The sequence below is a fragment of the Streptomyces phaeochromogenes genome, from assembly GCF_001418655.1.
Taxonomy (GTDB): Bacteria; Actinomycetota; Actinomycetes; order Streptomycetales; family Streptomycetaceae; genus Streptomyces; species Streptomyces phaeochromogenes.
Window position 1 is genome coordinate 1 of record NZ_LIQZ01000196.1, and the last position, 26,013, is coordinate 26,013.

Sequence of the window (26,013 nt, forward strand, 5' to 3'; positions counted from 1 at the left end):
GCCCCGCAGGGGGATGGGAACGGGGGACGGTCGGCGGGGCGGATCTCGATACGGGTGCGTCGACGAGCGTCCGTACCAAGCCGTGGTCGGGGGACAGCCCGCACACGGGATCGGTGCGGGAGGCGTCTCCGGTGAGCGCGTACGCCTGGCAGCGGCAGCCGCCGAGGTCGGTCTCCCGCTCGGGGCAGGAGCGGCAGGGTGCGGCCATCCAGTCGGTGCCCCGGTAGCGCTGAAACGCGGGCGAATGGCGCCAACTCCACTCCAGGGAACGGTCTTTGACGTTCGGGGCGTCGAGCCCCGGCAGTGTGGCGGCGGCCGGGCAGGGCAGTACCGTGCCGTCGGGGGTCACGGTCAGCGACACGGCACCCCAGCCGCCCATACAGGGTTTGGCGATCCCGTCGATGTAGTCGGGCACCACCCACACCACGTCCACCCGACCGGCCAGTTGCTCCCGTCGGGCCTCGACGACGGCCCGCGCCCGGTCGATCTGCTCCCGGCCGGGCAGCAGCCGGTCCCGGTTGACCAGCGCCCAGCCGTAGAACTGAGTGTTCGCCAGCTCGATCCGCTCGGCACCCCAGTCCAGGGCCAGATCGAGTAGGGCGCCGATCGCGTCCAGGTTGTCCCGGTGGAGTACGACGTTCAGGCCCAGCGGCAGTCCCGCATCCCGGACCAGGGCCGCGGCCCTCCGCTTGGCGGCGAAGGAGCGGGTTCCGGCGATCCGGTCGGAGGCGGCGGATTCGGCGTGCTGCACGGAGAGTTGGACGCTGCGCAGCCCACGGTCGATGAGGGCCGTCAGCCGCTCCCGCGTCAGACCGACGCCGCTGGTGACCAACTGGGTGTAGATGCCCGCCGAGTCGGCCGCCTCGACGATCTCGGGCAGGTCGCGCCTCAACAGCGGTTCACCGCCGGAGAGGTGGGTGTGGACGACGCCCAACTCCCCTGCCTGGCGCATGACTTCGGCCCACTCGTCGGTACGGAGTTCCGCGGATCTGCGTACCAGTTCCAGGGGGTTGGAACAGTAGGCGCAGTGCAGCGGGCAGCCGTGCGTGAGTTCCGCGAGCAGCGCCCAGGGCGGGGCGACGGGCGCGGCGGAGGTCGAGGTCATCGAATCCAGCCCTCCTCGCGCATCCGCCCGAGGAACTGCGGAACCTCCGTGGCGACGGACGCGCCGGACTCATCGGGAAAGCGCTCCGCCAACTCCGCGACGATCGCCGCGACTTCGCGTCGGCCGTCGCAGAGCCTCAGGACGGCACCCGCGCTGCCCCGCAGCACGACCACCCGTTCCGGCATGAGCAACAGGTCGGTGCCGCGCACCCGGTCGTGCCGGAGCATGACGGACCGGCTCAGCGCCGGAGTCCAGTGCCCGGCGTCCGCAACGGCGACTTCGCCCGAGTCCGCACCCGCTCCCTCGACCGGGCTCTCGTCCGCACTCTCGTCCGGGCTCCCGTCCGAGCTCACGTGCTCGTTCGCGGGCGAGGCGTAGTCGCCGGGGGACGCCTCCTTCAGAGGCTTCATGACCCCTCCCCCGCCCCGTCCACGGCGTCGAGCAGCGACCACAGCACATCGCACTTGAAGGCGAGCGCGGCGACGGCCCGTTCCTGTTCCTCGCGGGTGAGTGCCCACCGTTGGACCAGTGCGAGTGCCTCGGCGCTGTCCCGGCTGCCCTGTTCGACGCGGGTCCGGAAGTAGGCGAGCCCCTCGGCCTCGATCCACGGGTAGTGGTGTTCGAAGGCGGCGATGCGGGTGCGCATGATTCCGGGAGCGGACAACTCGGTGAGGGAGGCGGCGACGGCCTCCAGCGGGGACCTGAGCCGGCAGAAGTTGACGTATCCGTCGACGGCCAGCCGCACCCCGGGCAGTACGTCCTCGGCCGACCACAGCCGTTCCCGGTCGAGCCCGGCCGCCTCGCCGAGCCGCAGCCAGCGCTCGATGCCGCCTTCCCCCTCCCGTACGCCGTCGTGGTCGACGATCCTGCGCAGCCACATGCGGCGCAGTGCCGGGTCCTCGAACTTGGCGAGGATCAGGGCGTCCTTGACGGGGATGTGCCGCTGGTAGTGGAAGCGGTTGGCGATCCAGCGGCGCAGCTCGGCCGGGGTCAGGGCGCCCTCGTGCATCCGTACGTTGAAGACGTGGCGGTCGTGGTAGCGGGTGGTGGCGATGTCGCGCAGTCGCTCTTCGAACTCCGGGCGGCTCCAGGGGTTCTGCCGGTCCTGGGCGGTCGTGTCCCGTACAGGTGTTGTCGTCACAGCTCGATGACCATTCCGTCGGCGGCGACCTCTAGTCCCCGGTCGGCCAGTTGTTTGTGCCGGTCGTCGTCCGGGTCGGTCAGGGGGTTGGTGTTGTTGAGATGCATGTACAGACAGCGGGCGCGCAGCCCGGTCAGCCGGTGCGCGGTGCCGGCGGAGCCGTCGATCGGCAGGTGCCCCATGCCGCTCGCGGTCCTGCTGGAGATGCCGGTGCGCACGGGCTCGTCCTCGTCCCAGAAGGTGCCGTCCACGATGACGCAGTGGGCGGCCTCGGCGGCCTCCTGCAGCGCCTGGGGCCAGGCGGCGAGGGCGGGACCGTAGACGAGGGTCTTCCCCGTGGACGGTTCGCGGAGCACGAGGGCGACCACCCAGTGGGGGTCGTCGTCGCCCGTTCCCGCCGCGTACCGGGGGCGTTTGGCGGCGATGGGCACGGCGACGGCCTCCAGTTCCGGGCCGAGTGGCAGCGGAGCCGGGCCCAACTCCCGCCAGAGCAGCTCTGTGTACGGTCCGAGCACGGCTCCGAGGCGCGGGCCGGCGAGCAGTGCATCGCGTACCGGGGCGGTGGCGATCAGTTCCACGCCGTCCGCCTCGCGCAGCCGCGCGACGCCGAGGGTGTGGTCGAGTTCTGCGTCGGTGAGGACGACGCCCGCGACCGGCGTCTGCCGGGCACCGGGGCCCGGGTGCAGCGCGGGGGTGTCCTCGATCTGGTCCCCGATGTCGGGGGTGGCGTTGACGATGTACCAGCGACCGGCGTCCGCTCGCACGGCGAGGGACGCGTGGCGGCGGCGCCGCTCCGGATGGGCGCGTGCCCCGGCACAGCCGGGACACGCGCAGTTCCACTGGGGCAGTCCGCCGCCCGCCGCGGTGCCGAGCACCTGCAGCAGCACAGCGGCGGGACTACCGCGTGACCAGTCGGTACGCCGTCACTTCGAGCGCGGTGTCGACGACCTCGTAGTCGGGTGACTGCCAGACCTTCCCACCGGTGACGGTGGCTCCTGCCCGGTCCGGCGTCTCCTGCGTCCTGCGGATCTCCTGAGGCTTCCGGATCTCCTGCATGTCTGTTCCTGCCTTCCTGCGTGGGGTTCAGGATCGAACAGATCATTACTGGTTGTACCTGGACAGACTGGACACGGCGTTCATAAGAGTGCTTCGCGTTCAGTCCTCTGCTCCAGCATCACCATCTGACGGAACACGGTCAATCACTCGAACCGAATCAGATCCACCCCGAATCAGATCCGGCCCGATCCCGCGCCGGACGGAAAATGCGTCGACACCGCCTCGCCCGGCCCGGCAGAGTGACCGGTCGTGACAAGCAGTGAGCTGTGGACCCGAGCGACCGCCGACCGCTACGACGCCGAGGAGAACGAGAGGTCCTCGGCTGCCTTTCTGGGACCGACCCTCGCATTCCTCGCCGATCTCGCCGGAGACGGCCGCGCGCTGGAATTCGCGATCGGAACGGGTCGGGTGGGCGTCCCGCTCCGGGAAAGCGGCGTGCCGGTGGCGGGCATCGAGCTCTCCGAACACATGGCGGCGGTCCTGCGTCGCAAGATCGACGAGGAGACTCTCCCGGTCACCATCGGGGACATGGCCACGACCGTCGTTCCCGGCGATTTCACGCTGGTCTATCTCGTCTACAACACCATCACGAACCTGCTCACGCAGGACGAGCAGGTCGAGTGCTTCCGCAACGCCGCCCGTCACCTGACGCCCGGCGGCCGGTTCGTCATCGAGCTGGGCGTGCCGCCGCTGCGGTTCCTGCCGCCGGGGCAGGTGGCGGTTCCGTTCGACGTGTCCGAGCGGCATCTCGGCTTCGACACCTTCGACCTGGTCGAGCAGATGCTCGTCTCGCACCATTTCACCCGCGACGGCGACGGCGACCGCTACCGCCGCGACAGTTCACGGCACCGGTACGCATGGCCGGCGGAGCTCGACCTGATGGCCCGGCTCGCGGGGCTCGAACTGGAACGGCGTGTCGCGGACTGGTCCGGGGAACCGTTCACCGAGAACTCCGCGAAACACATCTCTGTGTGGCGGAAACCATCACCGTAGGTTCGAGTCCACTCCCCGCTCCCCGAAGGAGCTGCGATTCCTGCCGAAACCAGCTGTTGTACGCGCTGTCCGGAGCCGAGTTCCTCTTGGTGGCGGGAGGATGTCCGGAAGCCTCCTCGCCGGGTCGGAGACGGCGGTTCGGCCTCCGGTGAGACCGGAACGCCCGGATCGCCCGTACCCTTCGAGGTGTCTACGGCGTCACATAGCGGGCGCCAAACTACTGGAGGCAACACCTCGTGCTCATTGCTCAGCGTCCGTCCCTGACCGAAGAGGTCGTCGACGAGTTCCGCTCCAGGTTCGTCATCGAGCCGCTGGAGCCGGGCTTCGGCTACACCCTCGGCAACTCGCTCCGCCGCACGCTCCTCTCGTCGATCCCCGGCGCTGCTGTCACCAGCCTCCGCATCGACGGTGTCCTGCACGAGTTCACCACCGTGCCGGGCGTCAAGGAGGACGTCACCGACCTGATCCTCAACATCAAGCAGCTGGTCGTCTCCTCGGAGCACGACGAGCCGGTCGTGATGTACCTGCGCAAGCAGGGCCCGGGTCTGGTCACCGCCGCCGACATCGCGCCCCCGGCCGGTGTCGAGGTCCACAACCCCGACCTCGTCCTCGCCACGCTCAACGGCAAGGGCAAGCTGGAGATGGAGCTGACCGTCGAGCGCGGTCGCGGCTACGTCTCCGCCGTACAGAACAAGCAGGTCGGTCAGGAGATCGGGCGCATCCCGATCGACTCGATCTACTCGCCGGTCCTCAAGGTCACGTACAAGGTCGAGGCGACCCGTGTCGAGCAGCGCACCGACTTCGACAAACTGATCGTCGACGTCGAGACCAAGCAGGCCATGCTTCCGCGTGACGCCATGGCGTCGGCGGGCAAGACCCTGGTCGAGCTGTTCGGTCTGGCCCGCGAGCTCAACATCGACGCCGAGGGCATCGACATGGGCCCGTCCCCGACGGACGCCGCGCTCGCCGCCGACCTGGTGCTGCCGATCGAGGAGCTCGACCTCACGGTCCGCTCCTACAACTGCCTCAAGCGCGAGGGCGTCCACTCCGTGGGAGAGCTCGTCGCCCGCTCCGAGGCCGACCTCCTGGACATCCGCAACTTCGGTGCGAAGTCCATCGACGAGGTCAAGGCGAAGCTCGCCGGCATGGGCCTGGGCCTCAAGGACAGCCCGCCCGGATTCGACCCGACCGCCGCCGCCGACGCCTTCGGCGCGGACGACGACGCGGACGCGGGTTTCGTGGAGACCGAGCAGTACTGAACCCTGCGCCACGACCGGATCCCGGGGGATCCGGGAAACCGTGGAGCCGGTGAAGACTGAGACGGCAAACCGGAGGGCGTCCGCCGCGGCGGGCGCCCTCCGGCGGCTCACTCAGGACGAGCCGGCCGGCACCTCACCCGCCTTGTCCGCGACGCCAACCTCCATGAGCGCCGCATCGGTTGTTCCGAGGTGGACGAGGCTGGACGAGTCGAAGACCCAGGCGTAGCCCTTTGGGGCACCCTCGAATGTAAGACCGACACCCTCCCGTCCCGCGGCATCTTTGACGTGGTCCACGACGCGCACGCCCGGGAGCCTGGCCATGGCACGGTAGATCGCGGCGCTGAGGTCGGGCAGCAGGGTGGCGTCGTCGATGACGGCTCCGAGGTTCTCGACGATCACTTCCGTGAGGCGGCTCTCCTCCACATTCCTGGCGTCGCCGGAGAGTTTCTTCAGCAGCGCGTCGGGATCGGTGGGCAGAGCCTGAAGCCGCCGGAAGGCCAGGTATCCGGCGCCGCCCATGGTCATCACGTCCTGGTGGGAAGAATCGGGCTCGCCCGTCGAGGACAGCCCGACGGACTTCCTCAGACCGTCCCGCTCGCCGTCCACCGAATCCCACTGCTCTCGCCGGACCGTGCCCTCGTACGCCACCGGGGCGGGCGTGAAGAGCCCTTTGGTGTCCTTCGGAGGCGTCGCGGGCCAGCCCAACTCGTCGGACGACCCCTGCAACCTGGTGTAGACGTACTGGTCGTCGCGCACCGTGACCGCCGGGCGGTCGGCCGCCGCCAGGGCGATCCGGTCCAGCAGTTGCGAGGCTTTCCGGTGGTCGTCCGCGGTGGCATCTGCGGCAGGTGTGCCGCGCCGGCCGTCCTGCGCGCTGTCGACCGCCACCACGCCCAGGCCCACGACGGCGGCCAGTGCCAGCGGCGCGGCGACGAGAACGAGGCGCCGCCCGGGGCGCCTGCGTGCGGGGCCCTTGCGTACGGGGTCCCTGCGTACGGGGAGATCGGGTGAGATGCTCGGTGAGGTATTCGTGGCCGCCGACTGCTCGGGGGTGCTCTCGCGGGTGATGTGCTCCATCAGGTTGTCCCTCAGTACGCGATGGCGGTCCTGCGCAAGCACCGGCCGGCCGGGCGCCGGCAGCAGCTCCGCCAGATCGTCGTGGTCGACCGGCTGATCGCGTCGTCGCGGGTTGGTGTTCATCGCTTCTTCTCCTGCGTGCGCTTCTTCTCCTGCGTGGACCGAGCCGCCTGTTGGTGGCTGCCCGGTAACTGTCCGACCGCGGCCGGGCGTTGCACTCGGCTCTGCCCCATGCCGCCTTCTGTGCCGCGGCCGAGTTCGAGTTCGGTGAGCTTGCGCAGGCGTTTTCTCGCGCGGGAGAGCCGGGCCCGTACGGTGCCGACGGCCACGCCCAGGGCCTCGGCCGCCGTGGCGGCGTCCAGGCCCTCCCACACGCAGAGCGTGAACACCTCGCGTTCCCCGCGGCGCATCCTGCTCAACGCCTTCTGTGCGGCGGCCAGTTCGGCAGTGTCGGCCATACGCTGGGTCACCTCGTCGGCGAAGTCCGGCACGGGGTCTGGGGGCGGGACCTTGCTGAGCGCGGCCTGGTGTCTTCGCGCGGCCCGCGCGGTGTTGCGCGCGACGTTCGTCGCGATGCCCAGCAGCCACGGACGCAGGCTGTCGTCACCCGGAAGCACCCGCTCGCGCAGCCGCCATGCCTCCAGGAAGGTCAGCGACACGATGTCGTCGGCCATGACCCAGTTGCCGGTCATCCGCACGGCATGCCGGTGGACCACCGAAGCGTGCTCGTCGAAGAGTTGCCTGAACGCATCCGGATCCCCGGCTCGCACCCGGGCCCGTAGTGAAATCTCCACACTCCTCCCTGTCCGCGGCGAGGACCGCGCTGCGGTGATCCACGTCACGCCATGGCCGGACCAACCGTGCCCAGCTTGTCGCGGACCTTCGTCGTCGTACGCCGTCGTCGTACGCATCGGGCGCTTACGACGCGTGCCACCTGCCACCACGGCCGCCCGGTGCGCGTCATGGTGGGCCGGGCAGGGGAGAATGGGGGCCGTACCCAATGGTCGACTCTTGCGGAGGAGCGGGCACATGCAGAACGCGCGAGCGGGGCAGGTCGCCGGGCCCGAGGACCTCATCGATGTGGCCCGCCTGGTCACGGCGTACTACGCGCTGCACCCGGACCCGGCCGATCCCGGGCAGCGGGTGGCGTTCGGCACCTCGGGGCACCGCGGCTCGTCCCTCGCGGCGGCGTTCAACGAGGACCACATCGCGGCCACCAGCCAGGCCATCTGCGAGTACCGCACCGCCCAGGGCACCGACGGCCCCCTCTTCCTCGGTGCCGACACCCACGCCCTGTCCGAGCCGGCGCGGATCACGGCCCTGGAGGTGTTCGCCGCCAATGACGTGACCGTCCTCATCGACCAGACCGACGGCTACACGCCCACCCCGGCCGTTTCACACGCCATCCTCACCCACAACCGCAACCGCACCTCCGGCCTCGCCGACGGCGTGGTGGTCACCCCCTCGCACAACCCGCCCGCCGACGGCGGCTTCAAGTACAACCCGCCCAGCGGCGGCCCCGCCGGGTCCGAGGCAACCTCCTGGATCCAGGACCGCGCCAACGAGATCATCACCGGCGGCCTGAAGGACGTACGGCGCATCCCCTACGCCCGTGCCCTCGCCGCACCCGGCACCGGCCGCCACGACTTCCTCGGAACCTATGTGGCCGACCTGCCGAACGTGCTGGACCTGGACGCGATCCGGTCCGCCGGAGTGCGCATCGGCGCCGATCCGCTGGGCGGGGCTTCCGTGGCCTACTGGGGCCGGATCGCCGACGAGCACCGGCTCGACCTCACGGTGGTGAACCCGCTCACCGATCCCACCTGGCGTTTCATGACGCTGGACTGGGACGGCAAGATCCGCATGGACTGCTCCTCGCCGTACGCCATGGCCTCACTCATCGAGCAGCGTGACCGGTTCGACATCGCCACCGGCAACGACGCCGACGCCGACCGGCACGGCATCGTCACGCCGGACGGCCTGATGAACCCCAACCACTATCTGGCCGTGGCGATCTCCTACCTGTTCTCGCACCGGGAGCAGTGGCCCGCGGGCGCCGGGATCGGCAAGACCCTGGTGTCGTCCAGCATGATCGACCGGGTCGCGGCGGACGTCGGCCGGCAGCTGGTCGAAGTCCCCGTCGGATTCAAGTGGTTCGTGGAGGGCCTGTCCGACGGCACGCTCGGCTTCGGCGGCGAGGAGTCGGCGGGCGCGTCCTTCCTGCGCCGCGACGGCTCGGTGTGGACCACCGACAAGGACGGCATCATCCTGGCCCTGCTCGCCTCCGAGATCACGGCGGTCACGGGCAAGACCCCGTCGCAGCACTACGCCCAGCTCACCGACCGCTTCGGCGCCCCCGCCTACGCGCGCGTCGACGCCCCGGCCTCCCGCGAGGAGAAGGCGCTGCTCGCCAAGCTGTCCCCGCGCCAGGTCACCGCCGACACCCTCGCCGGCGAGCCGGTCACCACGGTGCTCACCGAGGCCCCCGGCAACGGCGCCGCCCTCGGCGGTATCAAGGTCGCCACCGCCAACGCCTGGTTCGCGGCCCGCCCTTCGGGCACCGAGGACGTCTACAAGATCTACGGCGAGTCCTTCCTCGGCCCGGACCACCTGCGCCAGGTCCAGGACGAGGCCAGGTCCGTGGTGCTGGCGGCGTTGAGCGCCTGACGTGGACAAGCGCGTCGTCATGACGGAAGTGCCCCGTCATGACGGAAGCGTCGTCATGACGACACGTGTCGCCGCCTGGCCGCGATCGGGGTGACGAAGCGATGAGGACCGGGGGCAGCCTCGCCGCCGCCGAACGTCAGGCCGAGGCCACGTGGACGGCGGGCGAGCGTCAGGCCGCGGCTGCCTGGGAGGCCGCCCAGCCGCCAACAGGCGACCGCCGCCTGGGACTCCGGACAACTCCAGTTGTGGGCCGCCCCCAGGGGTCTGGCTCGGGCAGATGCGCACGAGCATCTGCCGTCCGCTGCGGCTGATCCACACTCCGCCGGTAACTGAGCGGGCCCCCACGGGTGTTGGGGGGACTCGATCCACGGCCGACGGATCATGAGCCCCTCGGGGACCTTGCCGGCCTTGGCGGGTCTTGGCCAGCCTCGCCAATGGTGCTTGACGGGGCCCTGGAGAAGCCCCGTCACCGCAGGTCGCTGGGCACTTCTTCGTTTCCGGACAAGCTGTCCACCGGTGTCGGGCCGGTGAAGCCGGGCCCAGGTCGCGGCCCGCTCGGTGGCAGGCGCCGCAGCAGCAACGGGGTCACCCGCCGATAGGCCGCGGGATTGACCGCGCCCAGCCAGTGCGAGGCCCGTACCGTGGCGCCGATGTTCAGATCGAGGTCGGCGAGCACCTCGTCGACGTTGTGCATCGCGAACGGGATGATCTTGGTGCTGCGGCAGTGATGCGTGTCCGTGGCCTCGTCCATGAACGCCGGCTGCTCGACGACGGCCCGACGCATGGCCTCGGGGCCGGGCAGCGCCACTGCCTCCGCGAGGTCGGCCGCGATCCAGAGGGCCGCCATCTCGGCGTTGAGCGGGCTGAAGAACGAGGAGTTGTAGCCGTTGAAGTAGAGCCCGGGAACGCCGAGGGGCAGGATCTGCCGGTAGAGCATGAAGTTGCCGCGCCCGTCGAGCAGTTGGCGCCGCGTCTCGGCGGGCAGGAACGGCACGCCCTGGGTGAAGCCGGTGGCGCAGAGCACCAGGTCGGCGCGGAGCGTGCTGCCGTCGCTCAGCTCGGCCGCGGGACCGCCGTGCCCGCCGAGCAGCCGCGTGATGGTCCGGTCGCGGTGGACGGTGATGCTCCCGTCCGCGACGCCCTCGAAGAAGCCCTCTCTCGCAAGGCCGATGGCCCCGCGGACGATGTCCTCCATGTGGCCGGCCGGAACCAGGCCGAGCTTCACGAGGCCGAACTGCCGTACCGAGACAGATCCGATGGAGTTGATCATCCGGCGGCGCAGGCCGTTGCCCGGGCCGTGCAGGAACTTCTCGAAACCGCGCAGTCGCAGACAGCAGAAGAGTCCTTCGCCCAGCCTGGTGAGCAGCAGCTTGAAGTTGAGGAAACCGGCGATCTTGCGCGGTACCTTCCACAGCAGCTGACGGGCGATTGCCGAGTGTCAGCTCCCCGCCGGTCATGCGGTGCGCCAGGCCGATGTGGTCGCCCCGGTCAGCCGACGCGGTATCACCGCGGTCATCGCCCAGTACACCCGCGACTGCGAACTGCGGGGCAGATGCTCGTAGTAGGTTCCATTTCTCAGGTATCCGCAAGAGCGCGGTCCCCACGCGACGCTCTAAGCCTGGCCTCAGGTTCATCGGGGACGATGAGCGGCAAAAACATCGACTGGAAGGGGGCGGGCCGGCGTGCGGATCATGATCGCGGATGATGACGCGGCCATCCGTGGGTCGCTGGAGCGGGTGCTCCAGGTCGAGGGTTACGACACGAGCACCGTCGCCAACGGTCTCGCCGTGCTCGACGGGGTCGGTGGGGCCGGCGGTGACACGCTGGATCTGCTGCTCCTCGACGTGATGATGCCCCGCCTCGGCGGGTTGGAGACCTGCCGGCGGTTGCGGGCCGCGGGTCGGGATCTGCCGGTGCTGATGCTGACTGCCCGTGACCAGGTCTCCGACCGCGTCACGGGGCTGGACGCGGGCGCCGACGACTACCTGCCCAAGCCGTTCGCCACCGAGGAGTTGCTGGCCCGGGTGCGGGCCCTGCTGCGCCGGCGCACGCCGACCGACGAGGAGTCGCAGATCCTGTCGTTCGCCGACGTCCGGCTCGATCCCGACAGGTTCGAGGCGTGGCGGGGCGGGCGGCCGCTGCGCCTGACCCGGACCGAGTTCTCCCTCCTGGAGGTCCTCGTGTGCAACGCGACCCGGGTCGTGACCCGCGACGCGCTGTTCGAGGCGATCTGGGGCTTCGGCATGAGCTCCACCGCCAACAACCTCCAGGTATACGTGAGCTACCTGCGCCGCAAGTTGGAGGCCGAGGGTGAGCCGCGATTGATCTACACGCTGCGCGGCCTGGGATACACGTTGCGGGAGACTCCTCCGTGAGCAGGCCCGCCGGCCGGGAACCGCGTCGGCTGACCCGGTGGTGGCGCCGGCGGTCCCTGCGGGCCAGGCTGACGGTGATCGCGGCGACGGCCATCGCGGTCAGCGTGTTCGCGGCCTTCCAGGTGGCCAGCGAGCTACTGGACTGGGAGCTGCAGGACACCGCCGAGAATCAGCTGCGCGCCGACTCCCGCGTCCTGGCGACGAACGCGGAGCGCGCCGGTCTGGCGCAGGTCCAGCTACCGCCGTATCCCGGATCCGGTCGGCTGGTGCGGGTCATCCTGCCCGACGGCTCGATCCGGACGCCGGCCGGCCAACCCGCGCTGCCCCCGGTCAGCGAGCACGCCGGGCGCGTGGCGCGGGGCGCGTCGGCCGACCTGATGGAGTCGAACGACAGCGACGACGACGGCTACGTCATCTACACGCTGCGGGCGGGCGACGGCGCGGTCCAGGTGGCCCACGTCGTCGACGACAGCCCGATCAACCAGTTCGGGTTCGGCATGCTGCTGATCGGGCTGCTCTGCGTGGTCGGCGGTGCCCTTGTCGGGCGGACCGTGGCGCGGACCGGGCTGGCACCGATCGACCGGCTGACCGCCGCCGCGGTACGTGTCGCGCACACCCGGGATCTCGACGCCGACATCCCGGATGAGGGCGGTGGGGAGATCCGGCGGCTGATCCAGTCGATCAACGGCATGCTCGCCGCGCTCCGGGACTCACGGCTGGCCCAGCGGCTGCTCGCCGAGGACGCCGCCCACGAGCTCAAGACCCCGCTCACCAGCCTGCGCCTCAACGTCGAGCTGCTGATCCGGCTCGATCGGCGCGGCACCCTGGACAGCGCACTGCCGGCGGAGAGCCGGACCCGGCTGCTCAACGATCTCGGCGCCCAGGTGGACGAGTTGAGCACCCTTGTCGCCGAGCTGACCGACCTGGCGCGCGGTGACGTCAGCGACGAGAGCACCGAGGTGCTCGACCTCGCCGACGTCGTGGTGGCCGCCGTGATCCGGGCGCGTTCCCGCGTGCCCGACGTCGAGGTCGCGCTCGACGTGACCTCTGTGTGGGTGAGCGGGCGTCCCGCTGCGCTCGAGCGGGCGGTGCTCAACCTCATCGACAACGCCGGCAAGTGGTCCCCCGCGGACCAGCCGGTCCAGGTCCGGCTCCGTGCCGAGGGCGCGTCGGTGGTGCTCGAGGTGGACGACGCCGGGCCGGGCATCGACGCCGCCGACGTACCGCGGGTGTTCGACCGGTTCTACCGTGCCGACAGCGCCCGGGCGTTGCCGGGATCCGGTCTGGGGCTGTCGATCGTGCAGCGGGTCGTCGACGCCCACGGCGGCCGGGCCACCGTCGCCCGCTCCGCACGCGGTGGCGCGCTGCTTCGGATCGACCTTCCGGCCGCGGCCCCGCCCGCCCCGATCGCGCGGCTCACCGCCGGGGAGGACACCGCGGTGCGCTGACCCGCCCCGGCGGCGCGGCGCAGGACAAGGGACGGCGGCCCCCGGGCACGGCCCCGCGCGGCTCACCGTCGGAGCAGGACACCGCGATGCGCCGACCCCAGCCCCGGCCGCACGGCGCAGGACCAAAGGGCGGCGACCGTCGGGCCCATGAAAAGAGATCCGGGACGGGCCTGGGTGCCCGTCCCGGATCTCGTCCGTGCCGCCGCGCTCACCGTTGCAGCGCGGGCTCCTCGTCGGCGGTGAGCGGCTGTTGACTGACCGGCAGCTCCGCCGCCGGCTGGGACAGCCGGCTCGGCCACCACATCCGCCGGCCGATCAGCAAGGTGAGGGCGGGCACCAGGACCGACCGCACCAGCAGGGCGTCGAGCAGCACGCCGAAGGCGACCAGGAATCCGACCTCGACCAGCATCACCAGCGGAAGTGTGGCGAGGACCGCGAACGTGGCCGCCAGGACCAGGCCTGCCGAGGTGATGACGCCACCGGTGGCCGAGAGGGCTTTGAGCATGCCCTCTCTGGTGCCGAGACGCAGGGTCTCCTCCCGGGCCCGGCTGGCCAGGAAGATGTTGTAGTCGACGCCGAGCGCCACCAGGAACAGGAATGCCAGCAGCGGCACCGAAGAGTCGATGCCCTTGAACCCGAGAACCGTGTCGAAGAAGAACACGCTGCCACCGAAGGCCGCGGCGAATGAGATGACCACGGTGGTCATCAGGACCAGCGGGGCCAGGATCGCGCGCAGCAGCAGCCCGAGGATGATCAGGACGACGACGAGCACCAGCGGGATCACCAGCTTCTCGTCGCGCACGGTGGTCACCTCGGTGTCGAGGTTCTCCGCACTCGGCCCGCCGACGATCGCCTCAGCCCCGCTCACCGCGTGCACGGCGGTGCGCACCCGCTTGATCGTGTCGTACTCCGCGGCGGTGTCCGGCGCGTCCTTCGGGGTCACGGAGATGGTGGCCCAGCCACCGCTGGTCTGCTCCGGGACGGCCTCGGCCACACCGGGAGTGTCCTTGACGACGTCGAGCACCCGCTCCTGGTGCGCCGGCCGCGTGAAGATCGTCATCGGCTGGCCGCCGAGCTCCGGGAAGTGCTGGCGGAGAACGGTGAAGCCGTTGACCGACTCCGGCGTGTTCAGGAACTGGTCCTGCTCCCGCAGGGCGCCGGTGTTGCCCGCCAGCCCGAGCGCGAGCACGCCGAGGACTCCGAGCGAGCCGAGCGTCGCCACCCACCGGCGGCGGCTGATGGCGGTGCCGAGCCGTCCCCACAGCCCCGGCTTCTCCTCCACGGCCGTGCTGAACCGCGGGATGGCCGGCCAGAAGATGCGCCTGCCGAGCACCACGAGCACCGCCGGGAACAGCGTCAGCATGGCCACCAGCGCGCACAGGATGCCGGCCGCACCGATCGGGCCCAACCCGCTGGTGCTGTTCAGGTCCGCGACGAGCAGGCAGAGCAGGCCGGCGACCACGGTGGCCGCGGACGCGACGATGGCCGGCGCCGCGCCGCGTAGCGCGTGGACCATCGCGACCCGGGCGTTCTCATGGTGGTGCAGTGCCTCCCGGTATCGAGCGATGAGCAACAGCGCGTAGTCCGTGCCGACGCCGAACACCAGGATCGTCAGCAGCGCCGAGTTCTGGTCGTTGACCACGATGCCGAAGCCCTTGACGAGCAGGTAGACGGTCCCCATCGAGGTCAGTGCGGCCGCGCCGACAGCCACCAGCGGGATGATCCACAACACCGGGCTGCGGTAGGTGAGGATGAGCAGGAGCGTGACGACGATCATGGTGGTGAGGAGGACCTGCGTGTCGATGCCGTCGAAGACGGCATCCATGTCGCCGTCGATCGCGCCCGGGCCGGTCACGTCGAGTTCCAGGCCGGAGGGGCGGTCCTTCGCGGCATCACGTACCGGGCCGACGAGGTCCTCCGGTGGGCCGTAGGACGTGTTCACGTCGAGGGTGAACACCATCGCCTCGCGATCGGTGGAGCGGCTCATCGGTGAGCCCTCGTCGTCCTCGCCGGCCGCCGCCGTCCCCTTCGGCGGATACTGCTTGGTAAGGGTGTCGTAGTGGCGCTCGACCGTCGCGCGGTCGGCGTCGGTCATGCCGCCGTCGCGGTGGTACACGAAGACGAACGTGTTGTCCTCACCACCGGGGAGCTTGTCGTCCAGCGCCGCCACCTTGGTGGACTCGGCACTGGCCGGCAGGGTGTCCACGGCGCTGTCGGTGGTGACCGAGCTCAACTTTCCGCTCAGCGGCACCATGCCCGCCGCCAGCACCAGCCACAAGCCAATCACCAACCATGGCACCCACCGGCCTGCCAACCGACCGGCCGGCGCTTCCCCGGACGGCGCTGCGTTGACTGCCATCACTAGCCTCCTACATACGGGTTGCATCGCTTATCTGGATGCCTACTTCCTAGTGAGCGAACCTGAGGCGACTGTTAATGCGGTGCTCAGGCCGGTTGGCCGGACCATGTGCCCGGCGCACGCACCGGCGTGGTGGCGTCGAGGTCCTGCCCCGGTGGGCAAGGTCCGGGCGAGACAGCCGTGGGGCCGGATGAGCAGCGCGTCGGCGTCCACCCGGTCCGTGCGGGGGGGGGGACGGTGTTGACCCTTCCGGTCCACGAGGCCGCGGCGTCGCGGGCCTCCGCGCGGTCGACGAGGTCGAGCAGGAGCCCACGCCCCTCACGCAGCAGGTCCGCCGACCGGGTCACCGCGGTGACGACGTCCGGGTCGGGCCGCTCCGGCGTCAACTTCATGTCCGGGCACAGGGTGCCGACGAGCCGGTGGCCGTCGCCGAGGTCGTACCGGACGTCCATGCCGGCAAGCATGTCGGCGACGCATCGGTGGGCGTCGTCGAGGGTCTTGGCGCAAGGTCCCCTCTCCGTGGCGCTGGCTGCCGGCCGTCGCACTGCCCGTGGCCGTGGGCTGGGCGTGGGGTTCCTTCGCCGTGCCGGATGACCCGTCCCGTTCCGGCGAGAGCGATATCCACACCCCCGGACCAGTGCGCCTGCTCCTCGAACTCACTGTGTTCTTCTGCGCGGTGGCCGCACGCAACTTCGCCGGCCTGCGCCGCGCGGCCCGCCGGCTCCTTGTGATCATGGTCGGCTACCAGGTCCTCGCCCACGACCGAATCGGCTGGCTGCTCAGCCACTGATCCGCCTCCGATACGTTCCCGCCGCTGGCCGGATGTGCGCCGGCGGAGCCATCCCTCCCACAGAGCCACACCCAACTTCGACTTCCTCAAGCGTGCCCGCAGGAGGGCCGACATCCCCGGAGTTCGGCCCGGCGGAGATGAGCGGCGGAGCTATCCCCGCGCACGCGGGGATAGCTCCGGCACCCACATCTGGGGACGGCACGGACATCGCGTCGGCCCCGCGCGGGCTGGGCTGGGCCCCACAGGATGGCGGAGCCGAGGCGCTGCTGGGCGACCATGAGGCCCAGCGGGGCGTCCGGGGCCAGGAGATGGTCCTGCCCGACGACATCTTCCAGCCAGGTGGGGCGCAGGCGGTCGGCGAGGGGCCGGGCGGGCTCCTCGTCGAAGAGCGGCAGGGTCGGTTCCATTGGTCTCTCGGGTCGGAAGCGGACACGTGTGCGGACGGGGCGAGCCGTGCACACTGGGCACTGGGCACTGGGCACTGACAGGCGTGGCTCAGCCGCTCGTAGGGAAGCTCGTGGTGCTCATCGGGCACTGGGGCGGTCGCGTCGCGGTAGCCGCTCGGCGACCAGGTCGTAGGAATCCTCGACCGCGTCGGTGACCAGCCGCTCGGTGATGCCGGGTCCCGGCCCGAGCGAGATCCAGTGGCGTTTGTCGAGGTAGCGGCCCGGTGTGATCGAGGCGTAGCCGCGTTCTTGCGCGCGGGCGTGTTCGGGTTCGCACTTGACCGTGATGATCTGTTCGTCCGGGTCGTCGGTGACGATCAGGAACAATTTCCCCGCGACCTTGTATACGTCGAGTCCCGGGGTGAAGGGGTAGCCGTGACTGACGTCGGGGAGGGCCAGGGCCGCCCGGCGGGCGGTGTCCTGGAGCCGGTCACCGGCCGCGCTCACCGGGCCGCCCGCGTGACGGTGCCGTAGGTGTGCGGGTCGACAGGCCGCTCGGCCTTGGGCAGGTGGGCGACGACCAGCCGGTAGGAGTCGGTGACGAGCTCCCTGACGAGCTCCTCGTCGACGCCTTCTCCGCTCTCCAGGGTGATCCAGTGCTTCTTGTTCATGTGGTAGCCGGGGGTGATGTGGCTGTACTGCTCCCGCAGGGCGTGGGCCTCGCCGGGGTCCGCCTTGAGGATCACGACGGGACGCCCCGGGACTTCGGTCATCAGCATGAACACCTTGCCGCGCACCTTGTAGACCTCCCAGTCGGGGCCGAAGGGGTGCTCCAGCCGGGCTCCGGGGAGTTCCTCCGCGCACTCGGCAGCGGTCTCGTGCAGGGTCGATGCATTCATGGGTGGTGAGCCCTCTCAGGTGGTGACGGGCTGTGGCATCGCAGAAGGCGCGGAGCGCGCCGCGCGGGCGCGCCGGCACGTCCCATCCTTCCGCCGCAGCCGACCGGAAGGGCGGTAGGCTGCGGACACGTGATGGTCGACAAGCGACACCCCGATCCGAGCGGAAGCACGGCCGGACCAGCTGCGGTTCCGCTGTACGGTTTCCAGCCCCCGGTCGGTACTCCCTACGGCCTTGAGGTGGGCACCGTCGAGGACTTCTTCGCCCAGCACGACGACTGGCCGTGGAACCCGCCCCGTCCGGGCCGTGCCACCTTCCACTACCTCATCGCGGTCACCGAGGGTGAGCTGCGGCACGACGTCGACCACGTCACGCGGACCGTCGCCCCCGGCCAGTGGCTGTGGGTGCGTCCCGGGCACGTGCAGTGCTGGCATCCGCCCGGCGCGGCCCGCGGCCCGTTCATCCTGTTCGAACCGGATGTACTGCGGCCCGACCTCGCCCGTCTTCTGGCCCCGCTCACCGCGCACGAGGCCCCTGCCGTGCTCAGCCCGCATCCCGACGACACCGCCTGGCTCCAGCAGACGGCACTCCAGCTCCTGGACGAGCACCGCGCACTGGGGCGCCGCCCCCTCGACATCCACCACGCCCTGCGGCGCAGTTTGCTCGAATCGCTGCTGCTGCGCCTGGCCAACTCCCCGGGCATCGCCCCCACCGGCACGGCCACGGCAGGCACCGGCCGCGCCGACCGGTACGGACGCTTCCTGGACGTCTTGGAACTTCACTTCCGCGAACTGCACCAAGCCGCGGACTACGCCGAGTTGCTCGGCTGCTCGGTCCGCACCCTCAGCCGCGCCGCCCAAGACGCCACCGGCAAGGGAGTACGCGAGCTCATCGACGAGCGGCGCCTCCTGGAAGCCCGGCGCCTGCTGAGAGGCGCCCAATGGGATGCCCGGACCGTGGCCGTCCACCTCGGCTTCACCGATCCCGCGAACTTCGGCCGCTTCTTCCGAGACCGCACCGGCCTCACCCCGTCCGCCTTCGCGGCCGGCGAATCCCCGACTCTCCCCCCTCCCTCCCTTGGTTGACGAGATCTCGGTGGTTTCCGGCTGGGTCTCAGTCGATGGCCTCGATGGCCTCGATGGCGACGTCGACCGCGCCGTCGTACTTCTTGAGGGCATCGGCCCCCAAGTGGTCGATTTTCCCGAGGATCACGATGCCGGGGTCGGGGATGGACTCGCCGTCGTGGTCATAGAAGACGGCGATGTCGGGACCAGGTGACCAGTAGGCGATGTCGCCGATCTCGTAGCTGAACCGCGGCTCGCCTCCCACGGCGAGAGACCGGGACAGGTGACCGTACTTCTCGCGCTTGAACAGGTCATCCATCCGCAGAGTCAGCGGAAGCAGCGAGGCGAAGTCGCGTGCCGTCGCGTTGTCGTCGAGGGTTGCGCTGAGGACGGTCTCTCCGGCGGTCAGTCGGATTCTCATAGGAGTTCCGCTCTCCGGGGTGTAGTTGCAGTGATCGTCAGGCCGACTCGGACGCCGCGTTCATCGGGTAGGAGCTTCGCTTCGGCACGGACCGTGTGAAGGCAACTTCGACGTCACCGCGATGGCAGGTCGGTTGAATTACCATTCTCGGCCGCCGGGCCGGTTGACGATGATGACCCGCACGTCACCTGTGCGGCGTCACCGGCTGCTGTCGACCGGCCCGTGCGGGCCGCGTGAAGGGGCGGTTCAGTCGGTGGTGAAGCTGGACAGCACCGCGGCCGGGAGGCGGCTGCCTGCCGAGCCGTGGGGAAGCATCTCGGCGATGCGGGCCAGATCGGTGGCGGAGAGCTGGACGTCGGCGGCGCCGGCGTTCTCCACGAGGCGCTTGGTGCTGCGGGTGCCGGGAATGGGCGCGACGTCCTCGCCCTGGGCGAGCAGCCAGGCCAGCGCGAGCTGGGCGACGGTGATACCCGCGGTGTCGGCCAGGTCCTTGAGCTGCTCGGTGGCGTGCAGGTTGTACGTGTAGTTCTCGCCCTGCCAACGCTCGTCCCAGCTGCGCATGTCGTCCGCGGGGTATTCGACGGCGGGCTTGACCTGGCCGGTGAGGAAGCCGCGACCGAGCGGGGAGTAGGGCACCAGGCCGACGCCGAGTTCCCGCAGCACGGGAAGGATCTTCTCCTCGACCTCCCGCTCGAAGAGCGAGTACTCGTACTGGAGCACGGAGACCGGGGTGACGGCGTGGGCGCGGCGGATGTACTGGGGGCCGACGTTGCTCAGGCCGAAGCACTTCACCTTGCCTTCGGTGATCAGTTCGCCGACCACGCCGGCGACCTCCTCGACCGGAACGGCGGGGTCGGAGATGTGCTGGTAGAAGAGGTCGATGCGGTCGCTCTGCAGGTAGCGCAGGCTGTTCTCGGCGACCTTGCGGATGTTTTCCGGGCGGCTGTTGAAGCCGGGGCTGAGCGCCGGGGCGGTCATGTCGAAGCCGAACTTGGTCGCGAGGACCACCTCGTCGCGGAAGTCTTTGACCGCCTTGCCCAGGAGGATCTCGTTGCTGCCGGTACCGGCCCCGTACAGCTCGGCGGTGTCGAAGAAGTCGATCCCGAGTTCGTGGGCGCGGCGAATGGTCGCGATGCCCTCGTCGTCGTTCGAGGCGCCGTAGGCCATGGACATGCCCATGGTCCCCAGGCCGAGCGCCGAGACGCGCAGGCCCTGAGAGCCCAGATTGCGGTGCTGCATGAGTTCACTCCCTCAGTGGTTCGCCGGCTTCACCCGCAGAGGCCAAACCGAACTGTTCCGTTTGACCCTACGCGCCGGCCAGCCGGATGCCAAACCAAACGGTTCGGTGCTCTATCCTGGGCCCATGTCCCAGTCCCGCGACTCCGGCCAGACCGCAGCTCCCGCCGCCGCCGACACCACGCGCGAGCGCATCCTTGCCGCTGCCATGGAGGAGTTCGCCCGCCACGGCATCGCCGGCGCCCGCGTGGACCGCATCGCCAAGCTCGCCAAGACCAGCAAAGAACGCGTCTACGCCTACTTCCGCAGCAAAGACGCGCTCTATGCCGCTGTCGCTGCACGGGAGTATGTCGTCATCGCCGAGGCCACCCAGATAGACCCGACCGACCTCCCTGGCTACGCGGGCCGCCTGTTCGACTACTTCGTCGCCCGTCCGGACCACCACCGCCTGATCACCTGGGGCCGCCTCGAGCTGCCGGGCACCGCAACCGGCGCCGACGATCCCGACCAGGCAGTGATCGCCCGCAAGATCGACCTGCTCCGCCAGGTGCAGCAAGCCGGACAGCTCGACCCCGCCTGGGACCCGGCCGACGTCCTCGCCCTGGTCAACCAGATCGCCATGACCTGGGCGTCGCAACCCGAACTCAGCGAGGCCGCCGCCGCACACGCCGTGGACCCCACCACCGCCGCCCGCCGCACCGCGGTGGTGACCGCTGTCGAGCGGCTTTTCCCTCGAGCACGCTGAGGTCCCCGGACCGGCGGCAGCCCTGCTCGAACATTCCCCAAACGGCGCCGGCCGCCCTTGTCACCACCGGCCGCCCTTGTCACCAATGGGCGCATCCTGCTGACGAATCAGAGCTCCTGGCCAGGGGAACAGGTGCCTGGTGGGGCAGGCACGGGCGCCCCTTGCGCCTCACGCGGTGTCAGGATTTCGTGCTCACCGGCGCTTACGTTGTCGGCCCTCGCGCATCGGGAGTGGTTGGTTGTCGTTTCTCGGTTGCCCGGGTCTCAGTCGTCCAGGACGACGACGTGCTTGCCCGGCGTGGTGCCGGACTCGACGTCGGCCTGGGCGTCACGGACCTGTTCCAGGCCGTGGTAGACCTTCGCGACGGGGACGTTGAGGCGTCCTGCGGCGATGGCCTGGAGCTGGTGGGCGAAGACGTCGGCCGGGAGGTCGGCTGCCTGACCGCCGTAGGACGTCAGCCGCACCCCGCCCGGGATCATGAACGGGCTGAAATCGGGGATCGTCCACTGGCCCGCCAGGGCTCCGGTGAAGCAGACAGTGCCGTGCCGGCGAACGGTGCGGAGGGTGTCGGCGAGGACCGAGCAGCCCACCAGCTCCAGTACGGCGTCGACACCCTCCGGCATCAGCTCGCGCACCTGGTCGGCGATCGTGCCGCTGTCGACGAGGGGATGGTCGACGCCCGCGGCCCGCAATTCCCCGGCCCGACCGGGGCTGCGTGTGGTGGACAGCACGGTGGCTCCGAGGTCCTTCGCGATCGTGGCCGCGCTCAGCCCGACCGTGGAGGTGCCGCCGCGGATCAGCAGCGTCTGCCCGGCCTTGAGGTCCAGGCCGGTGGTCAGCGATCCGTAGGCGGTCTGGAACATCTCCGGCAGCGCACCGACGACCTCCCACGGCAGACCGGACTCGAACGGGATGACCTGCCCGGCTGGAACGCTCACGTACTGGGCGTACGCGCCGTCGGAGGAGCGACCCATGCCGCCCATCATGGTCGCGACCTGCTGCCCCGGGCGCAGCCCGCTGTCCTCGTCGGCCTCGTCGACCACGCCGACGCCCTCGATGCCGGGGATGCGCGGGTAGGTGACCTCCGCGTCCGACTCGCCCTTGCGGGTGGTGACCTCGGACTCGTTGACGCCGAACGCCTTCACCCTGATCCGCACCCAGCCGGGCTTGCGTGCGGGCACCGGCACATCCTGGATCTCCAGTGCGTCGAGGCCGCCGGGCCGGGTGACGACGACGGCCCGCATCGTCGCCTGTGCGGCGTCGCCGGCTGCTGTCGGTTGGCTCATGTCGGGTTCCTTACTCCGTTCGCCCCCGTGGTGCGCGGTTGGGTATCGCCCGATGACCGTCAGGGGCGGTCGATGCCCTCCCACAGGTCGAGGGCCTGCTGGTAGTGGGCGGTGGCCTCGAAGGGAGGATTGCCGACGCTTTCCGAGGTGGGCCGGTTCGTGACGGCGGGCCACAGCCGGGGCTGCTCGCCGGTGGCGAAGTCGAGAACGATGTCGCGGATACGCGTGTCACGGTCGGCCTGTTCTGCGCTGCGGCCCGGCCGTTCCTGGCCGACCAGCGCGTACATCTCGGTGCCGTGCACGGCGGGCGCGCCCTCGGCGGGCCCGATCAGAAGGAGATGGGCGTTGCCGCCCGCCGCGGTGTGCGCCAGGGCGCCGCGGGCTGCGGGGAGCCCGAAGATGTAGTCCGACAGGAGTGCGGCGCGAACTTCGGCAGGGGTGCGGCCGCCCTGGTCGTAGGCGTCGACGATCTTCTTGGCGCGGGAGCGGGGAATGCGCCACCCGGCGACCTCGTCGACGATGCGGTCGACGGTGTGCGGGTCGAACCGGTCGAGGTCGTTCGCCACCCACCAGCCCATGTCGTCACTGGCCATGCTCAGCAGCACGTCGACATCACGGTGTGCGCCCGAGGCGAGTTCGTCCATGGGGTGGGCGTGCAGCACCGCGCCGGGCTGTCCGGCGTCCAGGACGACGCCGAGGCTCTTGCTGTCCATCCCGCCACGGACTCCGAGGTCCGTCGGGGTGACCTTGTGCAGGGCGGCCACCAGCGAGGCCGTATCAAGGTCGAGCAGCTTCTCCGGGTTGTCCGCGACGCCGAGCTCGGTGACGAACCGGTGGGCGAGTTCCTCGGCCCACCAGGCCGGCTGGAGACGCGAGGGCCCGGCGGAGAAGCCGGCCAATCGCCGGTACAGGCCGCCCGCGGAGGCGGCGCCGAGCAGCCCGAAGGTGGCATAGGCGCCGCCGCTGTGGCCGTAGACGGTGACGTTGTCGGGGTCGCCACCGAAGTGGGCGATGTTCCGCTTGATCCAGGTCAGTGCTGCGATGACATCCTGTAGGCAGAGGTTACTGGCCTCGGCGAGCCGCCCGCCGTACTGCGACAGCGAGAGCGCACCCAGCGCGCCGAGCCGGTAGTTGACCGACACACCCACCACGCGCCCCGACGCGGCGAGACCGGCGGCGTTCGAGGTGATCTGCGTGTTCGCGCCGTACTCGAATCCGCCGCCATGGATGTACACGGCCACCGGAAGCGCCTTCCCGGTCGGCTGCTCGGGAGCCCACACGTTCAGGTTCAGACAGTCCTCGCCCATCCCGCTGTCCGCTTCCAGCCAGTCGCCGCTGTCCGGCTGGACAGAGACGACGCCCTTGCGGTCATAGGGACGGTCCGGATCGAAATCCCCGACCACGGGGCGGCGGTACCGCTCGGCGGTGGCGTACGGGATTCCCCACCAGGACCGCACCCCTGGTGCAGTCGGCGCCTTGGGCGCGGTGGCGGTCATGGCATGTCCTTCCAGCGCGATTCGGGTGTTCGCGCGGTGCTTCGGCGGCTGGTTGCTCGCGGTGACGTCTCCCATCGTTTCCCGGGATCCGACAAAACGCCCGGCGGGTGGCGGTCACCCGGTGGTCATCAGGTGACACTTCGGCAACAAGATCTCGGTGCGGCCATGAGCTTCTCCTACATGGCCGACGGCCGGATCGTTGGCCAACGGGTCGGCCCGACCTCCCGCAAGAGGTCGGTCTCTTCTTCTTGATCCGGCGTCTTCGCGCGAACAGCGCCCGCTGCGGTGAGAGCTGTACTCCCTGTCACCGAGACCCGTAGGGGTGCGGTGTTGCGGCTGCTGAGGCGGTCGAGGGAGATGCGCAGGAGGAGGCGGCGCTCCTGGCCCGGATAGCTGTCACCGGTCGTCAGGTCGGCCTGGCTCAGGGAGCTGCTGAACAGAACCAGACCTCGGCGGTGAGATCGGGGCGCAGCAGGCCGTCGTTCGTCACGAGCCTCGCCCGGCTCGCGATCGCGGTCGGCCAACGTCCTCCTGTCCAACTCCCGCGGTCTCCAGACCCTGGCAGAGACGGCCGCCGAGCTCGGCCGGCAAGCCCGCGCCGCGACACCCGAGGAGGCGGCCCGCGCCCGTGACCGGGGCGTGGTGAGCATCCCGCCGGCTCCCTACCGGGAGCTTTCTCGCCGCCGCGCTGTCGGGCAAGGTCGTCACGTCTCGCCTCAGCGGTAGGCGTCGCTGACCCGGGAGGAACGGGATGAGCAGGAAAGACCGGCGGCTGCATGTGCGGGAGCCGCCCAGCCCGTCCGCCCCCGCCCCGCCTGGTCGGTCCTCTCTGGGCCGTTTCCAGTACGGGCCGTTTTCGCGTCCCAGCTCGGACCGCACCCCATTCGGACTGCTTCCGTGCCCGCCCGCCGACCTGGCCGAGCCGCCTACTCGAAGGTCCCCGGGCAGCACTTCTGAATCCCCGTGTCCAGCCAGCGTCCAGAATCCGGCACCCAACGCCTCGCATACGCCACCCGCGGAAACCTGCCCCCTCACCAGACCACGACATCTGCGCAGATGAGAGCGATGTGAACCAACACCGACCACAACGGAGCCGAACTCGCGCGCAGCGGATTCAGTCCGTTCAGGCAAAGTTGACGATCCGACAGGACAAAATGAACATTTCCGCAGTTCAGAGGCCTACGCAGGTGGGGCGGGTGGGACTCGAACCCACGGCCGACGGATTATGAGTCCTTTGAGGATCTTGGCGGTCCTTGCCGATCAACGCTCATCCTTGACGTTTTCGCAGGCCAGATACGGTTATCCATGTTGGGGTTAGCCAGCCCTTGTCAGTCTGTGCCTGTCCTTGCGGCCTCAACTCGGCCTCAATGAGGCCCGACAGGATCGTGCCGAAAGCTTGAAGGACGATCACGCCAGCTCAAGGACGGCCTTCGAACCCGCCCGCAGCGGATTCCCTTTCCAATGCGCAGAGGTTCCACCCTGGTGCTCTGGGGCCGAGCCTCTGTTGCCTTCATCGCAGGCCATCGGCCGTCGACGGGCTACACCAGAGCAAGCTGCGTGGCCCAGGCTTCCTTCGTCCAGGACGTGATTGGAGCATTCCCACGGGCGTGGGGAGCAGTGTTGATCGCCGACGTCGTGGCCATCACCGAGCAACTGGGGCTGGAGCGACCGGTCCTGGTCGGCCAGTCGCTCGGCGGCCACACCGCGATGCTCACCACCGCCTCCCACCCCGAAATGGTGCGCGGACTTGTCCTCGTCGAAGCCGGCCCCGACGGCCCGAATCCGAACGGCCCCAAAGAGATCGGCGACTGGTTCGACTCATGGGCGACCCCATTCCCTTCACGTGCAGCGGCGGCCGAATTCTTCGGCGGCGGACCAGTGGTCACGGACTGGGCAGCAGGACTGGAAAAGCACAACGGCACCTGGCACCCGCGCTTCGACCGGGACGTCACGGTCGCCGCACTGACGGAAAAAGCCCAGCACTCCTTCGACCACGAATGGCGGCAGATCACCTGCCCCATCCTCGTCGCGCTCGCCCAGTCGAGCGTCCTCTCCGAGTCAGACGTCGACAAGATGCTCCAGCAGCCACCCACAACTGTGGCGATGAGCGTTCCCAGCACCAACCACGACCTGCACCTCGAACGACCGGAACTCCTCCACACCACGCTCTTGGAGTTCCTGGACACACTTACCTGAACCATCCATAGATCTT

General features: G+C 70.0%; 27 protein-coding genes. 10 read left to right on the forward strand and 17 right to left on the reverse strand.

Annotation, left to right across the window (positions count from 1 at the left end; translation table 11 throughout):
- The 5 genes from pqqE to AOK17_RS50170 form a co-directional block, all read right to left on the reverse strand.
- Nucleotides 1–1,105 (reverse strand): pyrroloquinoline quinone biosynthesis protein PqqE (pqqE, locus tag AOK17_RS26065; RefSeq protein WP_055614984.1); only part of this gene is annotated, 1,105 nt, incomplete at its 3' end.
- Nucleotides 1,102–1,515, reverse strand: coding sequence for a pyrroloquinoline quinone biosynthesis peptide chaperone PqqD (pqqD, locus tag AOK17_RS54005; protein ID WP_079053289.1), 414 nt, complete (start codon nucleotides 1,513–1,515; stop codon nucleotides 1,102–1,104). The genes pqqD and pqqE, both read right to left, overlap by 4 nt.
- On the reverse strand, nucleotides 1,512–2,246 hold the full coding sequence (gene pqqC, locus AOK17_RS26075) for a pyrroloquinoline-quinone synthase PqqC (RefSeq protein ID WP_055614985.1): 735 nt from the start codon (nucleotides 2,244–2,246) through the stop codon (nucleotides 1,512–1,514). Before pqqC ends, pqqD begins: the two co-directional genes overlap by 4 nt.
- The gene (gene pqqB, locus AOK17_RS26080; RefSeq protein WP_055614986.1) at nucleotides 2,243–3,133 is read right to left on the reverse strand and encodes a pyrroloquinoline quinone biosynthesis protein PqqB; all 891 of its coding nucleotides are present in this window, start codon (nucleotides 3,131–3,133) and stop codon (nucleotides 2,243–2,245) included. The genes pqqC and pqqB overlap by 4 nt, the downstream gene beginning before the upstream one ends.
- A 10-nt stretch (nucleotides 3,134–3,143) precedes the next feature.
- Nucleotides 3,144–3,302 carry a pyrroloquinoline quinone precursor peptide PqqA gene (locus AOK17_RS50170; RefSeq protein WP_107102500.1) on the reverse strand — a complete coding sequence of 53 codons (159 nt, stop codon included), beginning with the start codon at nucleotides 3,300–3,302 and terminating at the stop codon, nucleotides 3,144–3,146.
- A gap of 249 nt (nucleotides 3,303–3,551) precedes the next feature.
- Between AOK17_RS50170 and AOK17_RS26085 the strand changes: the two genes are divergently transcribed.
- Entirely contained in the window at nucleotides 3,552–4,295 is a 744-nt protein-coding gene (locus tag AOK17_RS26085) for a class I SAM-dependent DNA methyltransferase (protein ID WP_055614987.1), read from the forward strand.
- A gap of 236 nt (nucleotides 4,296–4,531) precedes the next feature.
- Entirely contained in the window at nucleotides 4,532–5,554 is a 1,023-nt protein-coding gene (locus AOK17_RS26090) for a DNA-directed RNA polymerase subunit alpha (RefSeq protein WP_055614988.1), read from the forward strand.
- A gap of 111 nt (nucleotides 5,555–5,665) precedes the next feature.
- Here the strand turns inward: AOK17_RS26090 and AOK17_RS26095 are convergent, their stop codons facing one another.
- Both AOK17_RS26095 and AOK17_RS26100 read right to left on the reverse strand, forming a co-directional pair.
- Nucleotides 5,666–6,754, reverse strand: coding sequence for a CU044_5270 family protein (locus AOK17_RS26095; protein WP_055614989.1), 1,089 nt, complete (start codon nucleotides 6,752–6,754; stop codon nucleotides 5,666–5,668).
- Nucleotides 6,751–7,425: an RNA polymerase sigma factor gene (locus AOK17_RS26100; RefSeq protein ID WP_055614990.1), complete on the reverse strand. Its 675-nt coding sequence runs from the start codon at nucleotides 7,423–7,425 to the stop codon at nucleotides 6,751–6,753. Before AOK17_RS26100 ends, AOK17_RS26095 begins: the two co-directional genes overlap by 4 nt.
- A gap of 235 nt (nucleotides 7,426–7,660) precedes the next feature.
- Here AOK17_RS26100 and pgm point away from each other — a divergent pair, with 235 nt between their 5' ends.
- Nucleotides 7,661–9,298 carry a phosphoglucomutase (alpha-D-glucose-1,6-bisphosphate-dependent) gene (gene pgm, locus AOK17_RS26105; protein WP_055614991.1) on the forward strand — a complete coding sequence of 546 codons (1,638 nt, stop codon included), beginning with the start codon at nucleotides 7,661–7,663 and terminating at the stop codon, nucleotides 9,296–9,298.
- A 466-nt stretch (nucleotides 9,299–9,764) separates the two neighbouring features.
- Here pgm and AOK17_RS26110 read toward each other — a convergent pair whose 3' ends face one another.
- Complete coding sequence (locus tag AOK17_RS26110; protein ID WP_245697355.1) at nucleotides 9,765–10,568, reverse strand: NAD(P)/FAD-dependent oxidoreductase; 804 nt, start codon at nucleotides 10,566–10,568, stop codon at nucleotides 9,765–9,767.
- Between the two features lie 412 nt (nucleotides 10,569–10,980).
- On the opposite strand from AOK17_RS26110, the gene AOK17_RS26115 reads away from it, so the two are divergent.
- Both AOK17_RS26115 and AOK17_RS26120 read left to right on the forward strand, forming a co-directional pair.
- The gene (locus AOK17_RS26115) at nucleotides 10,981–11,673 is read left to right on the forward strand and encodes a response regulator transcription factor (RefSeq protein WP_055614992.1); all 693 of its coding nucleotides are present in this window, start codon (nucleotides 10,981–10,983) and stop codon (nucleotides 11,671–11,673) included.
- Nucleotides 11,670–13,121, forward strand: coding sequence for a HAMP domain-containing sensor histidine kinase (locus AOK17_RS26120; RefSeq protein ID WP_055614993.1), 1,452 nt, complete (start codon nucleotides 11,670–11,672; stop codon nucleotides 13,119–13,121). Before AOK17_RS26115 ends, AOK17_RS26120 begins: the two co-directional genes overlap by 4 nt.
- Nucleotides 13,122–13,329: 208 nt before the next feature.
- Here AOK17_RS26120 and AOK17_RS26125 read toward each other — a convergent pair whose 3' ends face one another.
- Both AOK17_RS26125 and AOK17_RS26130 read right to left on the reverse strand, forming a co-directional pair.
- Nucleotides 13,330–15,480, reverse strand: coding sequence for an MMPL family transporter (locus tag AOK17_RS26125; RefSeq protein WP_055614994.1), 2,151 nt, complete (start codon nucleotides 15,478–15,480; stop codon nucleotides 13,330–13,332).
- An 86-nt stretch (nucleotides 15,481–15,566) separates the two neighbouring features.
- The gene (locus AOK17_RS26130) at nucleotides 15,567–15,932 is read right to left on the reverse strand and encodes an aromatic-ring hydroxylase C-terminal domain-containing protein (RefSeq protein WP_157881392.1); all 366 of its coding nucleotides are present in this window, start codon (nucleotides 15,930–15,932) and stop codon (nucleotides 15,567–15,569) included.
- 23 nt (nucleotides 15,933–15,955) lie between these two features.
- Here AOK17_RS26130 and AOK17_RS26135 point away from each other — a divergent pair, with 23 nt between their 5' ends.
- Nucleotides 15,956–16,270 (forward strand): DUF2568 domain-containing protein, encoded by a 315-nt coding sequence (locus AOK17_RS26135; protein ID WP_079053290.1) that lies wholly within the window; start codon nucleotides 15,956–15,958, stop codon nucleotides 16,268–16,270.
- Between the two features lie 86 nt (nucleotides 16,271–16,356).
- Here the strand turns inward: AOK17_RS26135 and AOK17_RS52490 are convergent, their stop codons facing one another.
- The 3 genes from AOK17_RS52490 to AOK17_RS26150 form a co-directional block, all read right to left on the reverse strand.
- Nucleotides 16,357–16,677 carry a hypothetical protein gene (locus AOK17_RS52490; RefSeq protein WP_245697357.1) on the reverse strand — a complete coding sequence of 107 codons (321 nt, stop codon included), beginning with the start codon at nucleotides 16,675–16,677 and terminating at the stop codon, nucleotides 16,357–16,359.
- Nucleotides 16,678–16,794: 117 nt separating this feature from the next.
- Nucleotides 16,795–17,163, reverse strand: a complete 369-nt coding sequence (locus AOK17_RS26145) for an MmcQ/YjbR family DNA-binding protein (protein ID WP_055614997.1) — start codon at nucleotides 17,161–17,163, stop codon at nucleotides 16,795–16,797.
- Complete coding sequence (locus AOK17_RS26150; RefSeq protein WP_055614998.1) at nucleotides 17,160–17,555, reverse strand: MmcQ/YjbR family DNA-binding protein; 396 nt, start codon at nucleotides 17,553–17,555, stop codon at nucleotides 17,160–17,162. The genes AOK17_RS26145 and AOK17_RS26150 overlap by 4 nt, the downstream gene beginning before the upstream one ends.
- A 129-nt stretch (nucleotides 17,556–17,684) precedes the next feature.
- On the opposite strand from AOK17_RS26150, the gene AOK17_RS26155 reads away from it, so the two are divergent.
- Nucleotides 17,685–18,638 (forward strand): helix-turn-helix domain-containing protein, encoded by a 954-nt coding sequence (locus tag AOK17_RS26155; RefSeq protein ID WP_055614999.1) that lies wholly within the window; start codon nucleotides 17,685–17,687, stop codon nucleotides 18,636–18,638.
- Nucleotides 18,639–18,666: 28 nt separating this feature from the next.
- On the opposite strand, the gene AOK17_RS26160 is transcribed toward AOK17_RS26155, so the two are convergent.
- Nucleotides 18,667–19,038 carry a cyclophilin-like fold protein gene (locus tag AOK17_RS26160; protein ID WP_055615000.1) on the reverse strand — a complete coding sequence of 124 codons (372 nt, stop codon included), beginning with the start codon at nucleotides 19,036–19,038 and terminating at the stop codon, nucleotides 18,667–18,669.
- Between the two features lie 246 nt (nucleotides 19,039–19,284).
- A complete protein-coding gene (locus AOK17_RS26165; protein WP_055615001.1) occupies nucleotides 19,285–20,277 on the reverse strand; it encodes an aldo/keto reductase in 993 nt (330 codons plus the stop codon).
- Between the two features lie 124 nt (nucleotides 20,278–20,401).
- On the opposite strand from AOK17_RS26165, the gene AOK17_RS26170 reads away from it, so the two are divergent.
- Nucleotides 20,402–21,019: a TetR/AcrR family transcriptional regulator gene (locus AOK17_RS26170; protein ID WP_055615002.1), complete on the forward strand. Its 618-nt coding sequence runs from the start codon at nucleotides 20,402–20,404 to the stop codon at nucleotides 21,017–21,019.
- 263 nt (nucleotides 21,020–21,282) lie between these two features.
- Here the strand turns inward: AOK17_RS26170 and AOK17_RS26175 are convergent, their stop codons facing one another.
- Nucleotides 21,283–22,305, reverse strand: a complete 1,023-nt coding sequence (locus tag AOK17_RS26175) for an alcohol dehydrogenase catalytic domain-containing protein (RefSeq protein WP_055615003.1) — start codon at nucleotides 22,303–22,305, stop codon at nucleotides 21,283–21,285.
- A gap of 59 nt (nucleotides 22,306–22,364) precedes the next feature.
- Complete coding sequence (locus AOK17_RS26180) at nucleotides 22,365–23,801, reverse strand: carboxylesterase family protein (protein WP_055615022.1); 1,437 nt, start codon at nucleotides 23,799–23,801, stop codon at nucleotides 22,365–22,367.
- 558 nt (nucleotides 23,802–24,359) lie between these two features.
- Between AOK17_RS26180 and AOK17_RS53800 the strand changes: the two genes are divergently transcribed.
- A complete protein-coding gene (locus AOK17_RS53800; RefSeq protein WP_342671520.1) occupies nucleotides 24,360–24,527 on the forward strand; it encodes a hypothetical protein in 168 nt (55 codons plus the stop codon).
- Nucleotides 24,528–25,262: 735 nt separating this feature from the next.
- The gene (locus AOK17_RS26185) at nucleotides 25,263–25,997 is read left to right on the forward strand and encodes an alpha/beta fold hydrolase (protein ID WP_079053291.1); all 735 of its coding nucleotides are present in this window, start codon (nucleotides 25,263–25,265) and stop codon (nucleotides 25,995–25,997) included.
- The last annotated feature ends 16 nt before the right edge of the window (nucleotides 25,998–26,013 follow it).